Consider the following 24,458-nt stretch of genomic DNA (forward strand, 5'->3'; position numbering starts at 1 on the left):
CAGGATCACCCAATGCGTATCGCCAGTTTTACCGCCGGGGGCACAGCCTTTTATGGTGTCATCGCCGACGCGGGCGCAATAGCCCTTTCCCCTGATTTTACGCACTGGCCCACGCTTTGTGATGTGATGGCGGCGGGCGGGCTGAATGACCTGACGCAGGTTGCGAAAGGCAGACCCGTCACCCATACCGACTTCACCTATGACATGGTGATGCCAGATGCCTCCCGCATCCTCTGCGTCGGGGTGAACTTCCCCGACCGCAATGCAGAGTATAAAGACGGTAGTGCACAGCCGAAATACATGTCGCTGTTTCCCCGCTTTGCGAGCGGTTTCACCGGTCACAACCAACCGCTGATCCGCCCGCCGGAAAATCACACGCTGGACTATGAAGGCGAGGTCGCAATTGTCATTGGCAAAGCGGGTCGGCGTATCCCGGCGGCAGATGCCTATGACCACATCGCGGCACTGACACTGTGCAACGAAGGTACGATCCGCGATTGGGTGCGACACGCGAAGTTCAACGTCACGCAGGGCAAGAACTGGGATCGGTCGGGCGCGATGGGTCCGTGGCTCGTGCCGTTCACAGACCCTGCGCAATTGGACGAGGCCCGCATTCAGACCCATGTGAACGGCGAGCTTCGGCAAGACGATCACGTGCGCAACATGATGTTCCCGATCCGTGAGGAAATCGCCTATATCTCGACCTTCATGACCCTCCAGCCCGGCGATATCATCGTGACCGGCACGCCGACCGGTGCAGGCGCGCGGTTTGATCCCCCTCGCTATCTGGCGCCCGGCGATGTGGTTGAGGTTTCGGTGGACGGCATTGGCACACTCCGCAATACGGTTGAGGACGAAGTGATATGACGCCGGACGACCACGCCTCGGCTGCCGCCGACCTGCTGAACGCCGAACGGACGGGTCGACAGATCGGCCTTCTGTCCCAGCGCCACCCCGAGATGGGGATGGATGACGCCTATGCGGTGCAAAACGCAATCCATAATCAGAAACTGGCCGAGGGTCGTCGCGTGATCGGGTGGAAGATCGGCTTGACCTCGAAAGCCATGCAATACGCGCTGAACATCGACATCCCCGACAGCGGCATTCTGTTCGATGACATGCTGTTTGAAACCGGCGCGACCGTGCCCGCCCGGCGCTTCATCCAGCCCCGCATTGAGGCCGAGATCGCCTTCGTGATGAAAGCCCCACTGGACGGTGCGGATGTCTCGCGGGATGACGTGATTGCGGCCACTGACCATGTCGCGCCCTCCCTCGAAATCCTTGACACCCGTATCCAGCGGGTGGACCCCGACACGGGCATAACCCGCACGGTTTTTGACACGATCAGCGACAACGCGGCCAATGCGGGGTTAGTTCTGGGCACGGCCCGCCATGCCATCGACGCCTTCGATCTGCGCTGGGTCGGTGCGCTGACCTTCCGCAATGGTGAAATTGAAGAAACCGGGCTGGGTGCGGGCGTGCTGAATGACCCTATCGAGAGCGTGGTCTGGCTGGCCCGCCGCATGGCGCAATATGGCCAAAGCATCGAGCCAGGGCAGGTTATTTTGTCGGGCAGTTTCATCCGCCCCGTGGAATGCCCGCGCGGCACCGATATTCACGCCGATTTCGGCCCGTTCGGGTCCGTTGACATCCGATTTGGCTGATCAGGCGGTGCGGATGCACGCCGCAATCGCGCACCGCATCGGCGCAAATGGTTGCACCCCCTCGCGATCTGAATGATAGAACCGGGGTCCACCCAGACGGAGACCCCGCGTGAAACTGCGCTTTGACCACGGCCCGCATCATATGCCCTGCCAGTTCGATACGCCTCGGCGGCTGATCGTGGCGCATGGGCTGACGGATGTAGCGCCCGCGCTGGCCGAGTTGGATCTTGTCCGTGCACAAGGCGCTTGGGTGGCCGGGTTTGCCAGCTATGAACTGGGCTATGCGCTGGAGCCGCGTCTTGCGCCCTTGATGCCAGCGAACCGCCGCTTGCCGCTGTTGCAGTTCGGGGTATACGACGACCCGTGCCTGCCCGTGGCCGTTGCGGGCGGCCCGGCCCATTTGATGGGTCTGACGCCGGGCTGGAGCCGTGATAGATATGATGCCGCGTTTCAGCGAGTTCACGATTATATCTGCGCGGGCGACACGTATCAGGTCAATCTGACCTTTCCGATCCACGGTAGGGCATCGGGATCGCACCAGGCCATCTATGCCGCACTGACGCGCGCGCAGCCGGTGCGGTTTGGCGTGCTTCTGGAAGCGGATGCGCTGCCCGCGATCCTGTCGCGATCACCGGAACTTTTCTTTCGAACCACCGCAACCGGTCAGATTGAAACGCGCCCCATGAAGGGCACGCAACCGCGCAGCGCCGACCCGATTGAAGACGCCCATCGCGTCGATTTTCTGCGCAATGATGAAAAGAACCAGGCGGAAAACCTGATGATCGTCGATCTTCTGCGCAACGACATCTCGCGGATATGCGACGCAGGCAGCGTATGCGTGCCGGAACTTTTCACCGTCGAAAGCTACGAGACCGTGCACCAGATGGTGTCGCTCGTGCGGGGGCAAATGCGCGCGGGCACCGGGTTGGGCGACATCTTTCAGGCGCTGTTTCCCTGTGGCTCGATCACCGGCGCACCAAAGCTACGCGCGATGGAGATCATTGCCGAGTTGGAGCGCAGCCCGCGCGAGATTTACTGCGGCACCATCGGGTGGGCCGCACCGGACGGACGGTCCGAGTTTAACGTCGCCATTCGGACCTTGATGGTCGACGATGGTGCGGTCACGCTGAATGTCGGGGGCGGCGTGGTCTATGACAGCACCGCACACTCGGAATACGAGGAAGCCTTATGGAAAGCCCGTTTCGCGACGCAATTGATGACGATACAAGGCTGATAGAGACCATGCTTTGGACGCCAGAAGGTGGCATCCGCATGCGGGATCGGCATTTGGCACGGCTGGCGCGTTCGGCAGCGCGCTTGGGCTTTCCAGTGTCCGATCCGACGTTCCTGTTGAATGCTTTCGGCGCCGAAGGGCCACGCCGTTTGCGGTTGACGATGGATCGCCACGGTGCGCTTGATCTGGTCTCTGGGCCCTACCAACCGCTGCCCACTGGCACGGTCTGGACCTTGCAGATCTCTGCCGTGAAGCTCAACTCGGCAGACCCATGGCTTTCGGTGAAATCCACCCGACGGGCACTTTATGACATGACACGAGCAGCGCTTCCTGACGGTGTGAACGAGGTAATTTTCCTGAATGAGTGCAACGAGTTTTGCGAGGGAGCGATCACCAATCTTTTCGCTGACTTCGGGCAGGGGTTGGTCACGCCGCCGCTGTGCTGCGGCCTGTTGCCCGGTATCCTGCGCGAAGAGATGTTGGAAATCGGGCACGCGCGTGAACAGATGATTTCAATCGACGAACTACGGCAGGCAAAGGCGCTTTATGTCGGAAATTCCCTGCGCGGACTGATCGCGGCGCGCTTGACCTGACACAGGTTCGATCTGGTCGCTTTCCAAGGGTGGGAAGTGGTGGGCGACCTTGGAATCGAACCAAGCGTGCGTCTCCGCGAGGGAGTTACAGTCCCCTGCCACACCTTGCGGCCTGTCGCCCACTGTCCCGGCACGCGATGCGCCGAATGTGGGGCTGATTATCCCGCCCACGCCGAAGGGTCAATACGAAAATTCGACCATCTGCTCTTGTCTCGCTCTGACAATGGCCGCATTGTCCGGACCTTGCGAAAAGAAGGGCAAACGGCATGACGAAAAAGCCGAAATGGGTGGTTCAGAAAGAAAAAGCGCGGCGCGATGCCGAGGCTGAAACCGTGTGGCTGTTCGGGCTTCATGCGGTGCGCGATGCGTTGATGAACCCGGACCGAGAGCGGTTGCGTCTGATCGTGACAAAGAACGCGGCAGACAAGCTGGCGGAGGCCATCGCCGCGTCAGGCATGCAACCCGAGATCGCCGATGCCCGAAAATTTCCCGCGCCCTTGGACCCGAATTCGGTGCATCAGGGCGCGGCTCTTGAAGTAAAACCATTGGCTTGGGGCAGTTTTGCCGAGCGTGTGATGGGCGGTGCGGGCGGCTTGCCGATCGTCGTGTTGCTGGACCGCGTGACCGACCCGCACAACGTGGGGGCGATCCTGCGGTCCGCCGAAGTGTTCGGGGCCAGCGCGGTGATCGGCACGGCGCGCGGATCGGCACCGGAAACCGGCGCATTGGCCAAGACGGCTTCGGGCGCGTTGGAGCGCCAGCCCTATCTGCGTATCCGCAACCTGGCCGACACGATGATCGAATTGCGCGAGATGGGGTTTGTCATTCTGGGTCTGGATGGGGAAGCCGACGTGACGCTGGACGAGGCACTTGATGCCCAACGGGACAGGCCGGTCGCCCTGGTGCTCGGGGCCGAGGGGCCGGGGCTGCGAGACAAGACGAAGGCGACCTGCGATCAACTGGTCAAAATTCCCTTCGCGCGTGACTTCGGATCGCTCAACGTGTCGAATGCGGCGGCAGTGGCGCTTTCCCGCACACGAGCGACCCGTTGATCACTTCCCCTTGAGGGGGGTGATTTTTTCTGAAGATAGTGATCTGATAGGGATGTGGAGGGGTGCCACATGAAAAAGACGAGATTTACACGCCGACATGTTGTGTCGGGCCTGCTTGCTGCACCGATTGTCGCAACTGTCGGTGTGCCACGCGCGTGGGCTGCGGCGTCTGCTGTCTATATCGAGGATGGTGTGGCGTGGGACGGGCATGATCCGGTTGCCTATTTTACCACCGGGGCGCCGATGCCCGGTTTGCCGGAATTTGCCTTTGATCACAACGGTGTCACCGTGTTGTTCGCCAATGACGAACACCGCGCGATGTTTGCCGATGACCCGATGCGGTATGCACCGCAATATGGTGGCTATTGTGCCTACGCGATGAGCAAGGGGCAGATTGCACCCACCGTGCCCGAGGCGTGGACGATCTATGAAGGCCGACTTTATCTGAATTTCAGCCTTGGCGTGCGCGAATTGTGGTTGGCGGATGTCCCCGGCCACATCGCCAAAGCCGACACGTTCTGGCCCGGGGTTCTGAGCGGATAGGGTTCCGCCGCTGCTGCCCTGAGTTCACAAGTTCTTGACAATCCCTTCCCATAGATGGGTTTGCACATATTTGTATGACGAGAGCGGGCTGTGGAACGCCCGATATCTCATTTCACTGTCCCTCGTTCCACCAACTTGCGCCCGACCTTTATTGGTTTCGGGCGCATTTTTCTGTGGGGATGTGGGCGGGGGATTGGAAAGTGCTGCGTGCTGGCCTATCTGTCGCACATGACCCATAATGATACAGATGCCCGCCTGAAATCCATCCTGACCACGACCCGCACCATCGGGTTGGTCGGGTTATCCCATAAACCTGAACGCGCAAGTCACGGTGTGGCGGCGTTTTTGGTTCGCAAAGGGTATCGCGTGATTGGCGTCAATCCGGGTCTGGCCGGGCAGGAGATGTTTGGCGAAAAGATCGTCGCCTCTGTCACTGAATTGCCAGCGGAGACAGATATGCTTGATCTGTTCCGCCGCTCGGATGCCGTGGCCCCAATTGTGGACGAGGCTTTGGCAGCACTGCCTGGATTGAAAACAGTCTGGATGCAGCTGGGGGTCGAGAACGCCGAAGCCCGCGCGCATGCCGAGGCTATGGGCGTCACGGTGATCGAGAACCGGTGTCCGAAGATCGAATATCCGCGCTTGTTCGGGGAAGCGGCGCTGGTTGAATTGGTGGGATAAGGCTCACGTCGTGAGCCTGAGGGGCGCTGCCCCTCGCGGCAAGGCCGCTCACCCCGGGATATTTCAAGCCAGTAGAAACAGGATCAGTCTGTGCGAGCAGCTTTTTCGGCGATGCCGGAAGTTCCTTCGCGGCGTTCGAGTTCGGCCAGAACGTCGGCCAGAGGGATGTCGCGGGCGGCGAGCATGACAAGCAGGTGGTAGACGACATCGGCAGCTTCGGCGGTCAGGTTTACGCGGTCGTTCTTGACCGCGGCGATGATAGCCTCAACAGCTTCTTCGCCGAATTTTTCAGCACATTTCTCTGGCCCTTTGGACAGGAGTTTTGCGGTCCAAGAGGTGTCGGGGTCGGCGCCTTTGCGCGCCTCGATCGTGGCGGCGAGGTGGTCGAGAATGCTCATGTCAGCCTCATCGGAATGCCCGCGGCGGCCATGTGTTCCTTGGCCTCGCGGATGGTGTAGTCGCCGAAATGGAAGATCGAGGCGGCGAGTACGGCGGATGCCCCGCCGTCTGTAACACCTTCGACCAGGTGGTCGAGTGTGCCCACGCCGCCGCTTGCAATGAGGGGCACATGGACAGCGTCGGAGATAGCGCGGGTCAGGGGCAGGTTGAAACCTGCGCGGGTGCCGTCGCGGTCCATCGAGGTCAGAAGAATTTCCCCCGCGCCCTTGGCTTCCATCAGCTTGGCAAACGCGACGGCGTCGATCGGGTCGCCGTTCTTGTCCAGCGCGGGTTTGCGGCCGCCATGGGTGAAGATGCCCCATTTTCCGGGGGCAATTGTCTTTGCGTCAATGGCGACCACGATGCACTGGCTGCCGAACCGGTCCGCCGAGCGGGCAATCACGTCGGGGTCGGCCACGGCGGCGGAGTTGAAGCTGACCTTGTCGGCACCTGCCAACAGCAGGTCGCGCACATCGTCTGGGCTGCGCACGCCACCGCCGATCGTCAGCGGCATGAAACACTGCTCTGCCGTGCGGGTTGCCAGATCATACATCGTCCCGCGGTTTTCATGCGTGGCCTTGATGTCGAGAAAGCAGAGTTCATCGGCCCCGGCGGCATCATAGGCGCGCGCCTGTTCCACCGGATCGCCCGCGTCGATCAGATCGACAAAGTTGACGCCCTTCACCGTGCGGCCTTCGGCCACGTCGAGGCAAGGTATGATACGGGTCTTCAGCATGTTCTGCGCGGTCCTTGGCTGATCACGGTTTGTTTTATTTGCTCTATGCCCAACTGGCCAGAGCATTGTCGCATTCGAACCTGAATTAAAGGAATTGCCCCATGATGAAACTCACCCTTGCAACACTTGTGTCGATGGTCGCCCTGCCAGCGATGGCAGAGATTGTGAAAGTGCCCGCATCCGGTTCTGTTGCTGAGACGATGGACGCTTTGGAGGCGGCTGTCGGAAACGCAGGTGCTACCGTGTTCGCACGTGTTGATCATGCAGGTGGTGCTGCGTCGGTCGATATGGAGCTTGCGGCGTCGCAGCTACTGGTTTTCGGCAATCCCAAGCTTGGCACGCCGGCGATGCAGGACGATCCGTTGGCTGGATTGATGCTGCCATTGCGTGTGCTGGTTTATGAGGACGGTGAAGGCGCGGTCTGGCTTGCCTATGAAGCGCCCGCCGACATGCTGGGGGAGTTTGGCATTGCAGCTGACACACCCTATGTCGGAATGATGACGGGCGCGCTGGACAAGCTGACCACCGCTGCTGCGGGGGGTTAGAGCGCGGCGAGGGCTTCCTTCAGGTCAATCGCGCCGTCATAAAGTGCCCTGCCAGATATCACCCCGTTCAGCGCTGCCCCACAGTCACGCAAAGCGATGAGGTCAGCCAGAGAGCTGACGCCGCCACTTGCGATCACCGGGATTGAAACCGCGCGGGCGAGGGCGGCGGTGGCTTCCACGTTCGGGCCTTGCATCGCGCCGTCGCGGTTGATGTCGGTATAGATGATGGCGGCGACGCCTGCATCCTCGAAGGATTTCGCAAGGTCAGCGACCATCACATCGGTTTCCTCGGCCCAGCCTTTGGTGGCGACGCGGCCATTGCGCGCGTCGATCCCCACGGCAATCTGGCCGGGGAAGGCGCGCGCGGCTTCGCGGACAAGATCCGGGTTTTCGACGGCCACGGTGCCAAGGATCACACGGGCAAGGCCCTTTTCGATCCAGCCTTCGATGGTTTCCATGTCGCGGATGCCGCCGCCCAACTGGACAGGGACGTCGATGGCGGCGAGGATCGCCTCGACCGCCGCGCCGTTCATCGGTTCGCCTGCGAATGCGCCGTTCAGGTCAACCAAATGGATCCATTCACAGCCTGCATCCTGAAACGCGTGCGCCTGAGCCGCCGGGTCGTCGTTGAAGACCGTGGCTTCCTCCATCTCGCCGCGCAGCAAGCGCACGCATTGGCCGTCTTTCAGGTCGATGGCGGGATAGAGGATCATGGCAGGCTCCGATGTTTGGTGCTTTTGGTGCTTTTTGCATGGAAGTCGCGGCTTGCCAAGCCGTCCCTCCCGTCACGTCACACTTGCCTTAAACGGTTTCTCGGGGTCAGGATAATTCCAAATTCAGGGAGGATTGAATGAAACGTATGGTTCTGGCGCTTGCGCTGAGTTTTGGTATGGCCGCCCCGGCTTTGGCGGACGCTGTGGAAGGCGTGTGGAAAACGCAGGTGGATGATGGGGCCTATGCGCATGTGACAATCTCGCAATGTGGAAGCGCATTGTGTGGCGTCATATCGCGCACCTTCAAGGACAGCGGTGAATATAAATCCGAGAACATTGGCAAGAAGCTGGTCTGGGACATGCAGCCCAATGGTGGCGGCAGGTATTCGGGCGGCAAGATATGGCAGCCGTCAACGGGCAAGGTCTTCAAATCCAAGATGACGCTCTCCGGCAGCAGCCTGAAAGTCGAAGGCTGTGTCGCAGTGTTCTGCAAGAAACAAACGTGGTCACGCGTGAAGTAAGCGCATTTGGCGTTGTAGAAAAAAGGGCGCCGCGTTGGCGCCCTATTTATGGCGCCCAGCTTAGGAAGTTGGCGATCATCCGAAGCCCGGCAGCCTGACTTTTCTCGGGGTGGAACTGCATCCCGATCAAGTTGTCACGCCCGACGATTGCGGTGATGTCACCGGCATAGTCGCAGTGCGCAAGCCGGTGGGCAGCGTCATCGACCACAAAGTGATAGGAATGCACGAAATAGGCGTGATCGCCTGTCGCAACACCGTCGAGCACTGGATGTTCCTGTTCGACCACCAGATCGTTCCAACCCATATGTGGCACTTTCAGTGCCGGGTCTGAAGGGGTGATCTTGCGCACATGGCCCTTGATCCAGTCAAACCCGTCCGTGTCCTGATATTCGTGGCTCATCGTGGCCAGCATCTGCATCCCGACGCAAATGCCCATGAAGGGTCGAGCTTGCCGGATCACCGCCTCTTCAAGTGCCTCATAGATGCCGCGATGGTCTGACAATTGCTGTCGGCAGGCGGGGAAGGCCCCGTCGCCGGGCAACACGATCCGGTCGGCGCGGGCCACCTCTTCTGGTTTGGTGGTGACGATCACTTTGCCTGCGTCGGTTTCGGCCGCCATGCGTTGAAACGCCTTTTCGGCCGAGTGCAGGTTGCCGCTGTCATAGTCGATGATCACGGTCAGCATGGAATGCTCCGGGGATGTAGCGGCTTAAAGCGCGCCTTTGGTCGATGGGATGGCGTCCGCTTTGCGCGGATCAGTTTCGACGGCCAAGCGCAATGCGCGCGCAACGGCCTTGAAGCCCGCTTCCGCCACGTGGTGGGCGTTGAAGCCGTGCAACTGGTCCACATGCAAAGTGATCCCGCCATGGGTCGCCAGCGCCTGAAAGAATTCGCGCACCAACTCGGTGTCGAACGTGCCGATCTTGGGGGCCGCGAACTCAATGTTCCACACCAGATACGGGCGCCCGGACAGATCGAGCGCGGCCCGCACCTGCGCGTCATCCATCGGCAAGTGACACTCGCCATAGCGACGGATGCCTTTCTTGTCGCCAAGCGCCTCGGTCAGGGCTTGCCCCAGCGCGATGCCGGTGTCTTCAACCGTGTGGTGGTCGTCGATGTGCAAATCCCCCGTGGCCCGCACCGTCATGTCGATCAGCGAGTGGCGCGACAACTGGTCCAGCATGTGGTCGAAGAACCCCACGCCGGTCTGGTTGTCGTAAGTGCCGGTTCCGTCGAGGTTGATCTCGACCGAAATCTCGGTTTCCGCAGTCTTGCGGGTGATCTTTGCGCGCCGCATCGGGTCGTCCTTCTTCTGTCTGCGCCCCTTATAGGCGCGCAGGACGGCGCGGGGAAGGCGACAAATGCCGCCCTTGCCGGGGGTGTGGCAATCACGCGGCTTGCGACATCATGAAGTCGCGCGGGCAAAGCGAGATCAGATGGCTTAGATCATCGCGGCTCATATATGTCATGAATCCTTTCAAAGGGGCGTTGCTGCCTTTTGGATACCAGGCCAGCGCGCTGGGATCGGTGTGCATATAGCCTTCACGCTCGGCCAATCCACGGAACGCATGGCGTTCGGGCATGAAGCCGAAGATATGATCGGGCGACCAGCGCAGCACACAAGTGGCCAGCGCGAACCGAGCCAGCAATCCCGGCAATCCGGTGCCGCGATAGCGGTCGTCCCCCTTGACCCACAATTCGCCATGATAGCAGGTCTTGCCGCTGATACGTCGGGCACCGGGACCAGGCTGATAGCAACTACGCTCCATGTCCAGATCCAGTCCCACGGGGGGGAAATCCCTGAAATTCTGCCCAAGATAGTCTGATAGCGTCAAGCCACCCAGATTGAACCGACGCATGGCCTGCGTGTGCACCAGCGTGCCTTGTTCGTTCCAACCCACGATCCAGAAGCCGTTATGTTCGTTCATCTCGTGGCGTTTGGGGTCGAACGGCGCGCCAATCGGCTGATGCGCGCGATGTGTGTTGATGTGGCTTTCATACAGGTCGAAATCCGACCCCATCTCGATCACCAAGCCGTGTTCACTGGCCATATCGAGAATCGCGGTCACATATTGTGCCCCCGCAAAAGTGTCGTGAATGGTCATTTGGATCTCCCATGTGCTCGTGGTCCACGGGAATCTTAACCTATGCGGGAAACATTTCGAATCGATTTGCGGAAATTCGCGAATTACGGGAAATCAGGCAGAAATATGAGCATAATCTGACACATTTCGAACTATTCTGTGGCCCTGCTGCGAACCAGAGACGATCGTTGCGTCAGTAATCGTCCGGCGGCACGACGTTCATGGTAAACTCGGCGTCCATCGCATCGCGATCTGCGTCACTCAGATTGGCAATCTGAACGTTTCTTGTCCGGTCGATGAGAGTGGCAAGAGCGAACTCGCCATCTGCAAACCGACAAGCCATGGCCAGCCGCTGATAACTGATCGCCTTAAGGTCATTATTGTCGCCATGCCCGATGCGTGTGTGGATATGATCCAGCCGGATACCGCGCGTGGTGGCGATGTCGTGAAATGGTTTTGCCAGCAGGTTGGCAAACCCCGGACCGCCGGGCAGATTTGCTATGCCCTTGCCGACTGAAGATCGGTATTTTTCCCACCCGAACCATGTGGCGTAAGATGATTTTTCGCCCACTTCGGTGCAGATCCAGTCGCCATTATCCGCGTTGAAGCGAAACACCATCAAATAGGGCCGCAGCGGGGCGAAGGCCGGACTTTCAAGCGCGCCTTCTGACCGCGCCCAAGCGTGAAAGCCGAACCGGATCAAGGGCGAGCCCATATCCCAGATGGCGGTCAGCGGGTGCTGTTGCAGGAAATACGGCACATCCCCGATTTGCATCGCAAGATAGAACAGCTCGTTCACATGCTTGCTTTCGTCGTAGAGCCATGCCTCGCCACGTGCGATCAACTCCTCGGCCTCTCGCAATGCGTTCTTACCATCCTCGGTCAGCCGGTATTGTCGGTTTTCAAAGCTGAAAAGTTCGCAACCTTTATAGCTTTCCAATGATGCGATGTGGCGACGGACGGTTTGACGGGTGCTGTCAAGCTCGCGCACGGATTCGGATAGGTTCAATGTGCGCGCCAAAGATGCAAACGAGCGCAACATCTCAAACAAAAGGGCGGGGCTGGTTCGATTGGTCATTTCTGCACCCGGACTGTCTTCACCAAACTGTTTCCGCAATGGAATTCAACATAATCCAAACAGCCTATAGCAGAAATTATCGTTCTTAAATTGATATTTAGACAGTAGGGTAAATAAATCATCCATACCGGGTAAATTTTTGCAACCAAACCGTTCAAGACTCATCACTTGGGTCTTTCGATGAAACCTGACATTCTCGTTTAACGGGAAGCAATTAAATGGTGAGAAAATGGTCCATCCAGTCGATGTCCATGTGGGTAAGAAAATCAGAGAAGTCCGTCTGCTGCGCGGCCTGACTCAGGTAAAAGTTGCCGAGCAACTGGGACTGTCGTTCCAGCAGCTCCAAAAGTACGAAACGGGATACAATCGTGTCTCGGCCAGCAAAATGTTCGAGATTGCACAACTCTTGAACGTTCAACCAGGGTATTTCTTCGAAGGGCTGGCAGATGCCGGCACGTCAGAGGACGAAGCCATGGATGAACGTACGGCGAAAGCCGCACAGGCGTTGTCGTCAATCCAGGACGTGAAGGTGCGCAACCAGATCCAGTCCATGATCCACGAACTGGCCAACCGCCAGTCGCTGAGCGCCTAGACAAACGACACTGCCTTTTCTGAGGGGGAAGGGACGTGGTGGAAGGGGGACGTGCCAAGCGCGTCCCTTTTTCTTTGGAGCACGTGAAAAAGACGTGTGGGCGCCCGTCATCTCTAGTGCAGTCAATTCTGTCCAAGAGATCCCATTGGAGCGGGCGAGGCCTTTCGAACACCCGACCCTAGCCTTGGCAATCAAATATAGACAACCTAGCGCGCGCGTCCCACTTTGGGTCATACCCGCCGTTCAGCCGCCAGTCCTATGAAGATCTTGAATCTGAGAAGATCTTGGCGGCCTATCCCGAAGACAGGATCCGAGACCGGCGGACCAGTCTGCGCCTGATTGCAGCGGCTGTGAAAGCGGGAGTGAAGCCCGATGACTTGCAGCAGGCGGTCAAAGCCTATGCGAAGGAAACCGAGGGCTACACGCGGAGCAAGGTCTGTTTTTCGGACAATTGGTTCAGGATGCGCCGATGGGAGAAGGGGCTTGCCCAGATACAGGCGGACCGGGAGAAGGCGCGAGAGGCCGAAGCCAAAGGCCGTGCGAGCCTCGCCGAGTGGATCAGTGAACGCCACCCCCTGTGCCGCTACATCACGAACCGGCAGATCAAGGACTTGATCGCGTCAAAGCTGGTGACGCCCGAGCAGGTGTGCGCTGCGGGGCTGCAGGCATAAGTGCGGCTCGATTGTTACGCCATGGCGTAAAAAGTAGATATTTACGTTGTAGCGTAATTTGTTTTAATTTACGCTGTGCCGTAAAAGGAGCCGCATCATGGACCTCACAGCACGAACGGCCGAGCAGATCGGCGAGGCACTTCGCCGGACGCGCAAAGCGCGCGGATGGACCCAAAGCGACATCAGCGCGCGTACGAATTTGCGCGTCGCGACGATTTCGTCGCTCGAGAATGGCGACGCGGGAGCCAAGCTCGCCACAGTGCTTGCTGTTATGGCGGCACTTGGGCTTGAGTTCCGATTGGTGGAACGCGGTGGCTCGCTTGAGATCGAGGATATCTTCTGATGGCGAAACGCGGGCGTAGCGGCACAATGCAGGTGCTTCTGAATGGAAGGCTGGTTGGGGCTTTGCGTCTTGCAGGCTCAGGCGCAATCAGCTTCACCTATGATCCGGAATGGTTGGCATGGGAACATGCCATGCCCATTTCGTTGTCACTGCCTTTGCGCGAAGAGGCGCATCAGGGCGGCCCTGTCATCGCCTACCTGGAAAACCTGCTGCCGGACAATCAGGCGATACGTGAACGCGTTGCTGCACGGGTGCGTGCGGGCGGCACGGACGCGTGGCACATGCTGGAGAAGATCGGCCGCGATTGTGTGGGGGCCTTGCAGTTCGTTTCGGGTGAGATCCCCGAGGTTGGCGCACTCGAGGGAGAGCCCGTTTCCGAGGCGCAGATTGCGGATATGTTACGCAACCTCGCAAGCGCCCCCCTTGGCTTAGACGAGGAAGACGACTTCCGCATTTCTATCGCCGGGGCGCAGGAGAAAACGGCGCTGCTACGCCACGAGGGCGCGTGGATCCGTCCATCGGGGCTCACCCCAACAACCCATATCCTCAAGACGCAGCTTGGCGTTCTGCCCGCAGGGATCGATTTGTCCGATAGCGTCGAGAACGAGTTTTTCTGCATGAGCTTTTGCCGCGCCATGGGCATGGATGTGGCCGAGGTTGAGATTGCCGACTTCGAAGACGTGCGAAGCCTTGTCGTAACGCGGTTCGATCGGCGCTGGACCAAGGATGGCCGATTGATCCGCCTCCCGCAGGAAGACTTTTGCCAAGCGCTCTCAGTCCCGCCCAGTCAGAAATACCAAATGGACGGCGGGCCGGGAATCACCGAAGGGATCGGGTTGCTGAAGGGCAGTGATGACCCCGAGGCGGATCAGCGCGTGTTCTTCCGCGCGCAGGTGCTGTTTTGGCTTTTAGGGGCGACGGACGGGCACGCCAAGAACTTCAGCATCGCATTACGCCCTGGCGGCTTCCGCATGACCCCACTCTACGATGTGCTGAGTGCACAGAAAGCGGTGGATGATGGCCAAATCCGTCAGAACCGCATGCGCCTCGCGGTGGCGGTGGACGGGCACTATCGGGTAAACGAGGTGGTGCCTCGCCATTTCCCGCAGGCTGCAAAGGCGGCTGGTTTTGGTGTGGCGCTGGCGGAAGAGATCTTGTCGGACATTGCGACAGAGCTTGAACCCGCCTTGGACAAGACACTAGCAGACCTGCCAGATGGGTTTACACAGCCTTTGGCGGAAGCCATTGCCGCTGGCATACGACGCCGGGCAATTGTCTTTCATGCCGTATGATCCGCAGATCATATTTCTGCTTTATGATCCGTGGGTCATATTGAGTGGCAGGTCGCCTTCATGCAGCAACACGTATTTAGGGCCAGAGTACACCGTGATTGTGAGGTCGCAGGGGCGTCACTCTATTCGATGCATCGGATTTTCCATGTGGATGGACGCCAAAGCGGACATTAAGTTGAATTGCAGCGAATAACTGCCAAGAGCCCAACCTGTGAATTCAACTATCGCGCTGCGTGCGCTCGCAGCACAAAATTTGCCGCAGTTGCAACGAACATGACGCTGTCATGCAGCGGACAAACCGGCCGTTCGTATTCTACTCAGCGGGAAATTCTGACCCAAATCATAAGTTGTGAAACATCCTCGCCATTCCACTGAACTCTGTTGATGTCCGGATAGACTTATGAACGCCTACCTTATGAGCAGCTACGAGTATCCACTAGTTTCCGCGATGATCTCTTTCGCAATGGAAAACGGAGTCGGCCAACTGGGGTGCAGCACTGCTTTAACGGTCTCTACGTCAACGAAAAGCCGCGCACTATGCTTCGCTGCGAGATAGCGCATGTGGCTGTTTTCCTTCAAACACATCATTTCGATTGTTCTCACTCCTCTGTTCTGCGCCATTGCGAACATCTGTTCAAAGAGGGCATCGCCAATCCCGATGCTTTGCCACTCAGCCTCGACAGAGAAAGCGGCTTCGGTCCTTGATGGCCAGGAATGAAAGAGGCCGCGCAGCTCTACAATGCCCCTCAGGTGCCGAGAGACAAATGCGCCACACGCGATACTGTCGTACCGAAGAATGTTATGTGCGTATCTCAGGACCGACTCGTCGCTCGCGCCGCCGCAAAACCTTGCCCGCCGGGTCTGACCATCCAGCCGAAGAAAGTGTTCACAAATATCATCTTGGTCTGCGGAACGGAGACGACGGACGACCAGGTCCTGTGGGGTTCTTTTATCGCACATTCTTCGGGGCTCCTGCTTGGCAGGTTGGTTCGAGCCAGCACCTTCGGGAGGAGGTGAAGATGCTGGCCCGTTTGCGTTGGCGCTCCCTGTTGATGTGTTCGCCGCCGCCCATGCTGGCCTACTCTGGGAGGAGCGAGAACCAGCACGTTTCTTGTATGCTTCTGACCTAAAAGCGTGCGCCCTTATTCGTCGGCCATCAATTTCTCCGCGTATTCCGGGATTTCGGATCGCGAGATACCGATCTGAGCGAGCTGGTAGTCGGTCATATTCGCAAGCGTGGAGAGCATTCGAGCCATTTGAAGCGCCTTCAAGGCCGCCTTCGCTCTGGTTCCAACCCACGCCAACAACGCGATTGATGTACCGACGACGTTACCGCGTTCAGGTCCGGCTGTATGGGTGCTAAAGGCCATAGGCCGCCTCCATCGCCAGTCTTTTGATGTTGCTGCGCGGAATGCCCAGATCCCCCAGCTCACGGTCGGACAGGACCGAGAGTTCGTGAAAGGTTGTGCGATAGACCCGCCGCTTGGCCTGTGCCTTGCGAAAGTGATCCAGTTTCTGATGAAAGAACGTGCGGCCAGCATCGAAAACGACATCCAGCCCAACGTTTGATCGTGTGATTGCCATGATAGTGCCTCGTCTATTGCCGCAGCGCAGTATTTATGCTGCACTGCAGCAGTACGTGTATTTGGTAGCGCTCACAATTGGTCGATTTGGCAATGGACCCATGCCAGATTGGAACAGGCAGGTGACATAAGATGGATATCTCAGCACAAATGCTGATATTTGCGACCGTGGTGGAACAGGGTAGTATTTCTGCGGCTGCAAGATCGATGGGGCAAACGCCCTCGGCCGTCAGCAAACAAATCGGACTCCTTGAAGATCATGTGCATTACCGCTTGCTCAATCGCACGAGAACTGGTGTGTCGCCAACGCGAGAGGGGCAGGACTTCTACGAGAAATGCAAAGCCATGGCTGAAAAGTTCAAAGAGGCGGAAGCGATGATCCACAATCTTGATGGTGTACCGCGCGGAGAACTCAAAATCGCATCCACGGTTGCGTTTGGTAAGTCCCAACTGATCCCAGCGCTGCCAGAGTTCATGGAAGAGAATCCGGAGGTTCAGGTTTCATTGGACCTGACAGATAGGGAAATCGATCTTCCAACTGAAGGATTCGACGCGGCCATTTGCTTTGCTGAGCAACGCAAGAACCCCGATATGGTTGTGAGGCGCATCATGCAAAGCCGCAGGGTGTTATGCGCCTCGCCCGATTATCTTGAGCGGTCAGGGGTGCCGACGAACTTTGCTGAGTTGGCCGAACACAACTGCCTTAGGGTAGCGGGTAAAAGTCAACGGAACGCCTGGAATAGTATTGAACCGACGAACGGTGAAAGATTTGAAGCAACGGGAAATTTTGAGGGGAACAGCACTGATGTTGTATTTCGGGCCGCGCTCGCAGGGATGGGGATCGCGCGACTACCCTGCTATATGGCAAACAGGAAGTTTAAGTCCGGTGAACTCGTCCATGTCATGCCAGAGTATGCGCCGCCCAGCACCGATATCGTGGTAATGTTTGCCGACAGGCGCAATCTAGCGCCGAAAACGCGTGCTTTCGTGGACTATCTGGTGCGGCGGTTTATGGACGTTCAAAGCTATCAAATGACTGGTTAGATGGCACATAGCTGATCAGATGCAATGAGGTGACAATTTGGCTGAGAACACCACTGACATAGGGCGAGAGCTGTCCGAGCAGCTGAACCCGGGGATGGAAGACGCATTGAACGCGCGCTATGGGCACTTGCTGCCCGGAATGGCTGAAGGCGTGGTCGATTTCGCCTATGGCCGCCAGTACGCGCGGCCGGGCCTTGGTCTTCGCGACAGGTATTTGGCGACCATCGCTGCTTTGGCGGCCTTGGGAGGACAGACCAAGCCTCAACTCAAAGTGAACATCGCGGGCGGGCGCAAGGCTGGCTTGACGCAAGAAGAGATTGCAGAAGTGATCTGGCAAATGGCGCTATACGGTGGGTTTCCGTCGGCGATCAATGCGTTGAACGCCGCGCTGGAGGTTTTCGAGGAAGAAGAGGCGTGACCAGTCGATCTCCCGATGCTCGACGCCACCCGATTTCGACCCCCTCGCAACGATCAAAGTGAGTTCGCTCATAGCTGCGTCAGGGCCTTCCTAAGCTACCCATCCCGTTGCTAATCTTGCTTCCCAGTTTGGATGGTTGGCGGCCTTCGCCAGCTGTATCATTCGGCTCGGGTCATAGGGGACGTGTCGGAACATGGTCACCCATCCGTTGGTTGTTTTCTCAGCGACGGCATAGCAAGCTGCACTCGTGCCTGTTTGAACGACATGATGAACGGGCGTCTTATCGATGTAGCCCGGGCACCCGACACTGCCGGGGTTCAGGACCACGCGACCATCAGGTAGGTCCATTCGGCGTGGGAGATGGGTGTGGCCACACAGCAGAAGGCTCGCGTCGATGCTAGATGCCTCATCAGCAACTTCGTCACGCGATCTGAGGATAATATCTCCTTGTGGCGAAACCTTTTCCATCCAGTAAGTCGTGTCGCTCTTCGGTGTCCCGTGACAGGCGAAAACGTCTTCTGACAACCAGAGCGTCGTAGGCAGCTCCCGAAGCCAGTTCAAATGATGTTCGTCAAGCTGGTCGAAGGCGACACCATCAATTGAGATCATGTCCTCACGCTTGTTCTCGACAAGCCACCGGTCATGATTGCCACGAATAGCAGGCATTTCGTTAGATAGAAGCAGTTCGGCAGTTTCACTCGCTGCCATCGGGCCACTCAGATGATCCCCAAGATTAACGACGCTTTCTATACCCTGATCCGAGATGTCCTGAAAGACTGCTTCCAAAGCGTCAGAGTTGCTATGAATATCGGCAATGACCGCGAAACGGTTGGGATCAAAGTCTTGCATTTAAGCATCTTAGCAAGGCTCGGGCATCAGAGCAGCCAAATTCACGATATTTCTTGGCATTTTTGGCTCTCTGCCTAATTTGACAGCATGTCACCTGAGATCATCCTGACAACCTTTCTCGCCGGTATGCTCTATGTGCTCATCCCAGGTCCGGCGACGCTTGCTGCGCTGAGCTTATCGGCGACCGATGGGCGTGCGGCCTGCGTTCGGTTTCTGGGGTGTCACCTTGTCGGCGACCTCATGTGGTCAGCGGCAGCGATCCTTGCAATCGTAGGTGTGTCGCAACTTGGGCCTGCGCTCTTCGATACCCTCGGGCTGATCTGCGGCCTCTATCTTATTTACCTCGGCATCAATGCACTGCGCAGTCCGAGTGCGGGAAACACTCGCTCTATCAAGAACCCGTGGCGATCCGGGTTGCTATTTGGGTTGACCAACCCGAAAGCCTATCCCTTCGCCTTGACGATGTTTACTGCTGTGTTTTCACGCTTCGATGAAGCTATGTCGCTCTCGCATGTGTTTCCTCTGGTGGCCGCCGCGTTCAGCGGCTTTCTGGTTGCTACGGGCTTCGTTGTCCTTTGGACCGGACTGCCGATTACGCGAAAACTTTTCCTGCGATACGGACGCTGGATTACGAGAGCGACGGGGCTGGTCTTCATCGCTTTTGGAGCGAAGTCGATCGTTGATGCCGTCAACGGCTTCCGCGCTAGAGCAACTATCTAGGAATCGCTTCGCCCGAAGAAAGCTAACCTTGCCATAGACGATACAATCTCATTGCCAGCGTGGTGCTGGTGATTGGGTTTGGAGGGTGGATCGGAGGGCAAATCATGCCAAGAGTCCAACTTCCTGCAACAACCCCGAAACGCAACGCCTGGAACAAGGGGCGGATCATCGGTCAGAAGAGGCCGCTGTTGCCGAAACAGGTCTGGGCAATCCGGGCAAGGCTCGAACTTGCGGGCAATTTGCGTGACCTGGCCTTGTTCAACGTCGCCATCGACAGCAAACTGCGCGGCTGTGATCTTGTCAAATTGGCAGTGTCTGATCTGGTCAAAGATGACCGGGTACGCGAACGTGTTTCAGTGATCCAGAGCAAGACCAAGCGACCTGTTCAGTTCGAACTAACGGAAAACACGCGTGAAACTGTCTTGGCCTGGGTCAAATCGCCAGAGATGTATGCATGTCGGTTCATGTTCCCCAGTAGGTTCCACGACAGGCCACACATCTCCACCCGCCAGTACGGACGGTTGGTTCGTGATTGGGTGACCGCAATTGATCTAGAGCCAAGCGGATATGGCACCCATTCGCTCCGCCGGACAAAGGCAGCAGAGATATACCGAAAAACTGGCAACCTCCGCGCAGTCCAATTGCTGCTCGGCCATACTAAGGTTGACAGCACTGTTCGTTACCTCGGCGTCGAACTAGAAGATGCACTGAGCATAGCTGAGCGCATCGACATCTGAGCCATATTGGCGAACGGTCCTGCCGTTCGCCATTCCAAAGCGGATGTCTGTCCGTTGCGCGGCGGGGGTCGGTGCTGAGCCCATTCTGTGAGTTCGAATTTCTCGCTGCGCGTGCTCGCAGCGTAGAGAAAACTGCGGGTGCATAATTGATTCTGATGCTATGCGGCGAAGATATCGGCCATTCATGCCGGTCGCAGCGAGAAAGTTATCCGAATGGCTGCACCAAATCGGGTTCTTTGGCGCAGCCTCTCGTCGTTAGCCCGCCTTTAGGTAGGGAATTGCACCTGCAATATCTGTGTCGTCAATGACGTGGAAATTGCTGACGCTTCCTGCCTGGCGCGCTTTCCCATACGGAGCGTAGTTAGGATCCGAGGCAAAGCGGTCTAACGCGGCCCGTGTCGGAAATTCAAGAATAGCGATCAGGGTACTGTCTTTGTCCCGACCTTCAAGCGTTTCAATATTTCCACTGCGGGACAGGTACTTACCGCCATGTTTCTTGACCAGATCGTGGACATTGGCGGCGTAGTCTGGGACCCAGCTGTCGTCTGTAACTTTGATATCTGCTATTAAAAATACACTCATCGGTTTCTCCAATTGAACTTCAGCATCGACCATCGAGGCTTATGGATTGAACCTATGAGACGCCGCCCCAACCGATCCAGTCACCGATCTGAACCATCAGATTCAGTTTCTGAACTAGGCCAATAAAATATTCGGGCCTAGGGTGATCCTTAACGAGAAAAGGAAACGCGATATGACCCAAGCTGGATACAAACAATTCTGCCCCGTCGCCATGGCATCAGAAGTACTCTGCACACGCTGGACCATGGTCTTAATGCGTGAACTTGTGGCTGGAACCACCAGATTCAATGACTTGCGACGCGGCGTGCCGAAAATGTCGCCAGCTCTTTTGTCCACTCGACTGAAGGAATTGGAACTGGCGGGCGTGGTTGAACGCAAGCCTTCGAAAACCGACAAGGGAATTTTCGAATATCACCTGACCGAAGCCGGGAAAGATCTGCGCCCGGTCGTCGAGGCTATCGGCATGTGGGGCCAGAAATGGGTGGAATCTTCGCTGTCATTGAAGAACCTCGACCCATCGTTGTTGATGTGGGACATGCGTCGCAACTTAAATCCATCCCCGCTACCGCCCATTCGGACGGCCGTTCAGTTTCTGTACTCAGATTTGCCTTCCACGAAAAACCTGTGGTGGTTGGTCATTGAACCTAGCGGCGAGGTCGATCTTTGCTGGTCTGATCCGGGGTTTGAAATCAATCTCTATGTGACGACCGATTTGCGAACGATGACCGCGATATGGATGGGACTGGGCACCCTCGAAAGCGAGCGGGACAAAATCGAACTGCTGGGCGAACGACAAGTCGCAGAAACCATGCAAGTTTGGCTGGGACTTAGCCCCTTCGCAAAACAAAAGAAACTTGTGGCCTAGTAGAGAGATGGGCAGACCGGTGCTATCGTCTGTCTGCATTTCTTTCCAATTCGGCTTGCGCAAAATGACTGAGGACAAACCACTCTGAAAACGCCTCTATCTCTGGACGCGGGCCATCCAGTTGAAGAGCGCCTTCGTCGTACGCCTGACTTAACGGGACATGTCCAAGCCAGATTTCGACCAATGTTTTGATACTGCTGGTGATCCACAAATCAACTTCGTGACCTGGGTCTTTGATACAGATTTCGATGTTGTCAGGTTCAAATATCAACCAATACCGCTGTTTTGGGGCAGGTACACCGCTGACGTTGAACTCTGTCACCCTGCGGCGCTCAACATCTATGCCACGAGAGATGTTCAGTTGCCGGAGCTCCCAAAACAAAACGTCGGGGTCCATGTTTTCTTCCAAAGTAATCTCACGCCGCAGCCAATTTTGAGCCCAAATGCCCATCTGATCGACAATTGGGAACAGGGCCTTCCCCGCAGCGGTCAGTTGGTATCGCTTGCGGGCGTTCTCCTTTGCAGGAACGACTTCAATGATGTTGGCAAATTCCAACTCCCTGAGACGGCGAGACAAAATGGCCGAAGACATCAAGGGAGCGCTGCCTTGAATATCGCTGTAACTTGTCGCCCCGCAGAAGAACGCGCGCAAAATAAGCGTCGTCCAGCGGTTGCAGATCAGCTCTGAAGTGAGCGCAACGGGGCAGAACTGATTGTATCCATGTTTGTTTTCCATGTGGAAAAGCATCTGCGAATTGCGGCAAAAGTTCAACTTCACTTATTGAAGTGGAGCGTTGGGTTGAAATCATTGTAGGTCTTGGTCGAACCTAGAGGGAAATTTTTGATGCGAAGAATTGATTTGGAAACTCTTGCTGACACCGTTTCTCAAGAATTGGCCACAAGCAGCGTCAAACGTGACAAGGCCGGTGAATTTGCGGCGGACAACCACCATTGCTTGCGGACTCACAAACTGTTCTCAGCCTTGATCCCGCTCGAACTGGATGGCGGTGGCTGTAAACACAAGGAAATGGCAGCGTTCCTGCGCAAGATCGCCAAGTCGAACGCATCTACGGCACTCGCCCTTGCGATGCACCAACATTTAGTTGCCGCTGCTGTCTATAATCACGGCAAAGGGCGACCCGGCCGCAAACTGCTAGACAAAGTTGCTGCGGCAGAAGCGGTGTTGATCAGCACCGGAGCAAACGACTGGATGGAATCGAACGGCCACGCAACCCGCACAGACGGGGGGTATATCGTCACGGCGCACAAACCCTTTGCCAGTGGCTCACCAGCGGCCGTGGCCGTTGTGACGTCTGCGCGATACGACGATCCGGTGAATGGCGCCCAAGTTTTGCATTTCTCGATTCCACTTCAAACCGAAGGCCTGTCCTTTGCCGATGACTGGGACACGATGGGAATGCGCGAGTCTGGTTCGCAAACAATGCTTTTAGAAAAGGTATTTGTGCCGGACGAAGCCATTATTCTTTCGCGCCCTCGTGACGGTTACGGTGCAATCTTTGACGTCGTGCTTCCCTGCGCTTTGCCATTGATAATGTCCGTCTATTTAGGGATTGCGGAAGAGGCAGTGAAGGTCGCGATAACGCAGGCAAGTAAGCGAATGAGCGACGAAGTTGCTCCATACCTCGTCGGCGAAATGCTGAACCTACTGACCACCGCCCAAGTAACCGTCGATGATATGCTGGCAATCGCAAATGACCTCGACTTTGTCGCTTCGATTGAGACGACCAACGCGATATTGATGCGCAAAACAATCACTGTGAACGCGGTGATGAATACTGTCGAAATGGCAATGGAAACAGCAGGCGGTTCGAGCTATTTTAGAAAGCTGGGCATAGAGAGAATGCTGCGCGATATTCACGCAGCGCAGTTCCATCCGATGCAAGAAAAACGACAACACAGATTTAGCGGTCGCTTTGCTTTGGGTTTGGATCCTATCCGGTAGAATTAGATGACCAGCAGACAGGGTGTGTTCTCGGCAATTCAAGATCAACAGCGAACTTAACGCCTTGATTGTTTGCGCAGTTAGGAAAATTGGGCAATAAACGTGACCATCAGCGCGGTTACAATGAACGATCGTAAAGCCCTGCACTAAGGCCGCTCAAGCTGATATTACCTCTAAATTTCTTGACGATGTTCACCGGAATCCCGCTGTGAGCCCGAGTGGACAGATGTCAAAAAACGGGCAAATGTCAGATTCTGCCTAACTCAATATAGGCGAGATTTTTCGTCGGAACTGTGGTCGGCTTGCACCTCATCAAGCGTCTCCCGAGTGTCGACAGTTGCTTTGACCCATTCCGCGAGCGTCGGTGCCGTCTTTCGTTTTGGCCAATGGTCTGCATGCCATAGACGCGAGCGAATAAATGATTTTGAACAATGCATGAATGCTTCCTCAACGTCGATCACGAGAGCGAGCAGCGGCTCTTTCCCATTGACTGCATGGCGCTTGTTGATTGCCGCATCCCGAACGATACGTGCTTTGCCCGCAATTCGCAGAGTGTCACCATGACCGGGCACAATGAACAAAAGCGCCACATTGGGATCTTCTAAGAGATTATGAAAACCATCGACGCGATGATTGCCAAGCCTATCCGGTATGATCAGCGTCTTGTCATCATAGACCTCGACAAACCCGGCCGGATCTCCTTTGGGTGAGATGTCGATCAAGCCATCCGACGCTTTGGTCGCCACTATAACAAAAGGAGCATGAGCAATAAACGCTCGCGCTACATCGTTCAAACGATTGGTGACCTTAAGAAAAGTATTTGTGAACCCCTCAGTGGGCAAGAGTTCCCTAAGGCGTTCAATGCTTTGAATTTCTTCATCAATTTCTAACAATCGGCAATCCCTTCTATGCAATGA

At 56.9% G+C, this 24,458-nt stretch carries 33 protein-coding genes and 1 tRNA gene; 19 read left to right on the top strand and 15 right to left on the bottom strand.

Annotated elements, in window-relative coordinates; all coding sequences use genetic code 11:
- Positions 1-12 precede the first annotated feature (12 nt).
- From BMY55_RS05175 to BMY55_RS05190, 4 genes are all read left to right on the top strand, one after another.
- Positions 13-867 (top strand): fumarylacetoacetate hydrolase family protein, encoded by an 855-nt coding sequence (locus BMY55_RS05175; protein ID WP_091428903.1) that lies wholly within the window; start codon positions 13-15, stop codon positions 865-867.
- Complete coding sequence (gene hpaH / locus BMY55_RS05180; RefSeq protein ID WP_091428904.1) at positions 864-1,664, top strand: 2-oxo-hept-4-ene-1,7-dioate hydratase; 801 nt, start codon at positions 864-866, stop codon at positions 1,662-1,664. Before BMY55_RS05175 ends, hpaH begins: the two co-directional genes overlap by 4 nt.
- Before the next feature lie 109 nt (positions 1,665-1,773).
- Positions 1,774-2,898, top strand: a complete 1,125-nt coding sequence (locus tag BMY55_RS05185; protein WP_091428905.1) for an aminodeoxychorismate synthase component I — start codon at positions 1,774-1,776, stop codon at positions 2,896-2,898.
- 8 nt (positions 2,899-2,906) lie between these two features.
- A complete protein-coding gene (locus BMY55_RS05190; protein ID WP_322787716.1) occupies positions 2,907-3,491 on the top strand; it encodes an aminotransferase class IV family protein in 585 nt (194 codons plus the stop codon).
- Between the two features lie 37 nt (positions 3,492-3,528).
- Here the strand turns inward: BMY55_RS05190 and BMY55_RS16890 are convergent.
- Positions 3,529-3,612, bottom strand: a tRNA-Tyr gene (locus BMY55_RS16890).
- A 145-nt stretch (positions 3,613-3,757) separates the two neighbouring features.
- Here BMY55_RS16890 and rlmB point away from each other — a divergent pair.
- The 3 genes from rlmB to BMY55_RS05205 all read left to right on the top strand — a co-directional run bounded on the left by rlmB (position 3,758) and on the right by BMY55_RS05205 (position 5,767).
- Complete coding sequence (gene rlmB / locus BMY55_RS05195; protein ID WP_091428906.1) at positions 3,758-4,543, top strand: 23S rRNA (guanosine(2251)-2'-O)-methyltransferase RlmB; 786 nt, start codon at positions 3,758-3,760, stop codon at positions 4,541-4,543.
- A 69-nt stretch (positions 4,544-4,612) separates the two neighbouring features.
- Positions 4,613-5,086, top strand: a complete 474-nt coding sequence (locus BMY55_RS05200) for a YHS domain-containing (seleno)protein (protein WP_091428907.1) — start codon at positions 4,613-4,615, stop codon at positions 5,084-5,086.
- A 228-nt stretch (positions 5,087-5,314) separates the two neighbouring features.
- Entirely contained in the window at positions 5,315-5,767 is a 453-nt protein-coding gene (locus tag BMY55_RS05205) for a CoA-binding protein (protein WP_091432057.1), read from the top strand.
- Between the two features lie 83 nt (positions 5,768-5,850).
- Here BMY55_RS05205 and BMY55_RS05210 read toward each other — a convergent pair whose 3' ends face one another.
- Both BMY55_RS05210 and hisF read right to left on the bottom strand, forming a co-directional pair.
- Complete coding sequence (locus BMY55_RS05210) at positions 5,851-6,165, bottom strand: phosphoribosyl-ATP diphosphatase (RefSeq protein ID WP_091428908.1); 315 nt, start codon at positions 6,163-6,165, stop codon at positions 5,851-5,853.
- Positions 6,162-6,941, bottom strand: a complete 780-nt coding sequence (hisF, locus tag BMY55_RS05215; protein WP_091428909.1) for an imidazole glycerol phosphate synthase subunit HisF — start codon at positions 6,939-6,941, stop codon at positions 6,162-6,164. The genes BMY55_RS05210 and hisF overlap by 4 nt, the downstream gene beginning before the upstream one ends.
- A 101-nt stretch (positions 6,942-7,042) precedes the next feature.
- Between hisF and BMY55_RS05220 the strand changes: the two genes are divergently transcribed.
- Complete coding sequence (locus BMY55_RS05220; RefSeq protein WP_091428910.1) at positions 7,043-7,486, top strand: DUF302 domain-containing protein; 444 nt, start codon at positions 7,043-7,045, stop codon at positions 7,484-7,486.
- Here the strand turns inward: BMY55_RS05220 and hisA are convergent.
- Complete coding sequence (hisA, locus tag BMY55_RS05225; protein WP_091428913.1) at positions 7,483-8,199, bottom strand: 1-(5-phosphoribosyl)-5-[(5-phosphoribosylamino)methylideneamino]imidazole-4-carboxamide isomerase; 717 nt, start codon at positions 8,197-8,199, stop codon at positions 7,483-7,485. The two genes, BMY55_RS05220 and hisA, sit on opposite strands and share 4 nt — an antisense overlap.
- 137 nt (positions 8,200-8,336) lie before the next feature.
- Here hisA and BMY55_RS05230 point away from each other — a divergent pair, with 137 nt between their 5' ends.
- Entirely contained in the window at positions 8,337-8,720 is a 384-nt protein-coding gene (locus BMY55_RS05230; protein WP_091428915.1) for a DUF2147 domain-containing protein, read from the top strand.
- Between the two features lie 46 nt (positions 8,721-8,766).
- Here BMY55_RS05230 and hisH read toward each other — a convergent pair whose 3' ends face one another.
- The 4 genes from hisH to BMY55_RS05250 all read right to left on the bottom strand — a co-directional run bounded on the left by hisH (position 8,767) and on the right by BMY55_RS05250 (position 11,882).
- Positions 8,767-9,405: an imidazole glycerol phosphate synthase subunit HisH gene (hisH, locus tag BMY55_RS05235; protein WP_091428917.1), complete on the bottom strand. Its 639-nt coding sequence runs from the start codon at positions 9,403-9,405 to the stop codon at positions 8,767-8,769.
- Between the two features lie 24 nt (positions 9,406-9,429).
- Positions 9,430-10,017 (bottom strand): imidazoleglycerol-phosphate dehydratase HisB, encoded by a 588-nt coding sequence (gene hisB / locus BMY55_RS05240; RefSeq protein ID WP_091428919.1) that lies wholly within the window; start codon positions 10,015-10,017, stop codon positions 9,430-9,432.
- 91 nt (positions 10,018-10,108) lie between these two features.
- A complete protein-coding gene (locus BMY55_RS05245; RefSeq protein ID WP_091428921.1) occupies positions 10,109-10,825 on the bottom strand; it encodes a hypothetical protein in 717 nt (238 codons plus the stop codon).
- A 172-nt stretch (positions 10,826-10,997) separates the two neighbouring features.
- The gene (locus tag BMY55_RS05250) at positions 10,998-11,882 is read right to left on the bottom strand and encodes a LysR family transcriptional regulator (RefSeq protein ID WP_143064283.1); all 885 of its coding nucleotides are present in this window, start codon (positions 11,880-11,882) and stop codon (positions 10,998-11,000) included.
- Positions 11,883-12,111: 229 nt separating this feature from the next.
- Between BMY55_RS05250 and BMY55_RS05255 the strand changes: the two genes are divergently transcribed.
- From BMY55_RS05255 to BMY55_RS05270, 4 genes are all read left to right on the top strand, one after another.
- Entirely contained in the window at positions 12,112-12,474 is a 363-nt protein-coding gene (locus BMY55_RS05255; RefSeq protein ID WP_091428926.1) for a helix-turn-helix domain-containing protein, read from the top strand.
- A gap of 284 nt (positions 12,475-12,758) precedes the next feature.
- Positions 12,759-13,145 (top strand): hypothetical protein, encoded by a 387-nt coding sequence (locus BMY55_RS05260; RefSeq protein ID WP_091428929.1) that lies wholly within the window; start codon positions 12,759-12,761, stop codon positions 13,143-13,145.
- Between the two features lie 97 nt (positions 13,146-13,242).
- Positions 13,243-13,488 (top strand): helix-turn-helix domain-containing protein, encoded by a 246-nt coding sequence (locus tag BMY55_RS05265; RefSeq protein WP_025059995.1) that lies wholly within the window; start codon positions 13,243-13,245, stop codon positions 13,486-13,488.
- A complete protein-coding gene (locus tag BMY55_RS05270; protein ID WP_091428930.1) occupies positions 13,488-14,780 on the top strand; it encodes a type II toxin-antitoxin system HipA family toxin in 1,293 nt (430 codons plus the stop codon). Before BMY55_RS05265 ends, BMY55_RS05270 begins: the two co-directional genes overlap by 1 nt.
- Before the next feature lie 423 nt (positions 14,781-15,203).
- Here the strand turns inward: BMY55_RS05270 and BMY55_RS05275 are convergent, their stop codons facing one another.
- The 3 genes from BMY55_RS05275 to BMY55_RS05285 all read right to left on the bottom strand — a co-directional run bounded on the left by BMY55_RS05275 (position 15,204) and on the right by BMY55_RS05285 (position 16,364).
- Positions 15,204-15,740, bottom strand: coding sequence for a GNAT family N-acetyltransferase (locus BMY55_RS05275; protein ID WP_091428933.1), 537 nt, complete (start codon positions 15,738-15,740; stop codon positions 15,204-15,206).
- 182 nt (positions 15,741-15,922) lie between these two features.
- The gene (locus BMY55_RS05280; protein ID WP_091428935.1) at positions 15,923-16,150 is read right to left on the bottom strand and encodes a DUF1127 domain-containing protein; all 228 of its coding nucleotides are present in this window, start codon (positions 16,148-16,150) and stop codon (positions 15,923-15,925) included.
- Positions 16,140-16,364, bottom strand: coding sequence for a DUF1127 domain-containing protein (locus tag BMY55_RS05285; protein WP_177179291.1), 225 nt, complete (start codon positions 16,362-16,364; stop codon positions 16,140-16,142). Before BMY55_RS05285 ends, BMY55_RS05280 begins: the two co-directional genes overlap by 11 nt.
- A gap of 131 nt (positions 16,365-16,495) precedes the next feature.
- On the opposite strand from BMY55_RS05285, the gene BMY55_RS05290 reads away from it, so the two are divergent.
- On the top strand, positions 16,496-17,407 hold the full coding sequence (locus BMY55_RS05290; protein WP_091428937.1) for a LysR family transcriptional regulator: 912 nt from the start codon (positions 16,496-16,498) through the stop codon (positions 17,405-17,407).
- Between the two features lie 37 nt (positions 17,408-17,444).
- Positions 17,445-17,825, top strand: a complete 381-nt coding sequence (locus tag BMY55_RS05295) for a carboxymuconolactone decarboxylase family protein (protein WP_091428938.1) — start codon at positions 17,445-17,447, stop codon at positions 17,823-17,825.
- Between the two features lie 90 nt (positions 17,826-17,915).
- Here BMY55_RS05295 and BMY55_RS05300 read toward each other — a convergent pair whose 3' ends face one another.
- Complete coding sequence (locus BMY55_RS05300; RefSeq protein WP_091428940.1) at positions 17,916-18,674, bottom strand: metallophosphoesterase family protein; 759 nt, start codon at positions 18,672-18,674, stop codon at positions 17,916-17,918.
- 87 nt (positions 18,675-18,761) lie between these two features.
- On the opposite strand from BMY55_RS05300, the gene BMY55_RS05305 reads away from it, so the two are divergent.
- Positions 18,762-19,394, top strand: a complete 633-nt coding sequence (locus BMY55_RS05305) for a LysE family translocator (RefSeq protein WP_091428942.1) — start codon at positions 18,762-18,764, stop codon at positions 19,392-19,394.
- Positions 19,395-19,498: 104 nt separating this feature from the next.
- A complete protein-coding gene (locus BMY55_RS05310) occupies positions 19,499-20,131 on the top strand; it encodes a tyrosine-type recombinase/integrase (RefSeq protein WP_091432061.1) in 633 nt (210 codons plus the stop codon).
- A 255-nt stretch (positions 20,132-20,386) separates the two neighbouring features.
- On the opposite strand, the gene BMY55_RS05315 is transcribed toward BMY55_RS05310, so the two are convergent.
- Positions 20,387-20,746 carry a DUF1330 domain-containing protein gene (locus BMY55_RS05315; RefSeq protein WP_245744650.1) on the bottom strand — a complete coding sequence of 120 codons (360 nt, stop codon included), beginning with the start codon at positions 20,744-20,746 and terminating at the stop codon, positions 20,387-20,389.
- A 139-nt stretch (positions 20,747-20,885) separates the two neighbouring features.
- Between BMY55_RS05315 and BMY55_RS05320 the strand changes: the two genes are divergently transcribed.
- Positions 20,886-21,578 (top strand): winged helix-turn-helix transcriptional regulator, encoded by a 693-nt coding sequence (locus BMY55_RS05320; protein WP_091428943.1) that lies wholly within the window; start codon positions 20,886-20,888, stop codon positions 21,576-21,578.
- 22 nt (positions 21,579-21,600) lie between these two features.
- Here BMY55_RS05320 and BMY55_RS05325 read toward each other — a convergent pair whose 3' ends face one another.
- Positions 21,601-22,314 (bottom strand): winged helix-turn-helix transcriptional regulator, encoded by a 714-nt coding sequence (locus tag BMY55_RS05325; RefSeq protein ID WP_177179292.1) that lies wholly within the window; start codon positions 22,312-22,314, stop codon positions 21,601-21,603.
- Between the two features lie 108 nt (positions 22,315-22,422).
- On the opposite strand from BMY55_RS05325, the gene BMY55_RS05330 reads away from it, so the two are divergent.
- A complete protein-coding gene (locus BMY55_RS05330; RefSeq protein WP_091428946.1) occupies positions 22,423-23,541 on the top strand; it encodes an acyl-CoA dehydrogenase family protein in 1,119 nt (372 codons plus the stop codon).
- Between the two features lie 263 nt (positions 23,542-23,804).
- On the opposite strand, the gene BMY55_RS05335 is transcribed toward BMY55_RS05330, so the two are convergent.
- Positions 23,805-24,434, bottom strand: coding sequence for an MSMEG_1061 family FMN-dependent PPOX-type flavoprotein (locus BMY55_RS05335; RefSeq protein WP_177179293.1), 630 nt, complete (start codon positions 24,432-24,434; stop codon positions 23,805-23,807).
- Positions 24,435-24,458: the final 24 nt, after the last annotated feature.

This window comes from Aliiroseovarius sediminilitoris, from assembly GCF_900109955.1.
GTDB lineage: Bacteria > Pseudomonadota > Alphaproteobacteria > Rhodobacterales > Rhodobacteraceae > Aliiroseovarius > Aliiroseovarius sediminilitoris.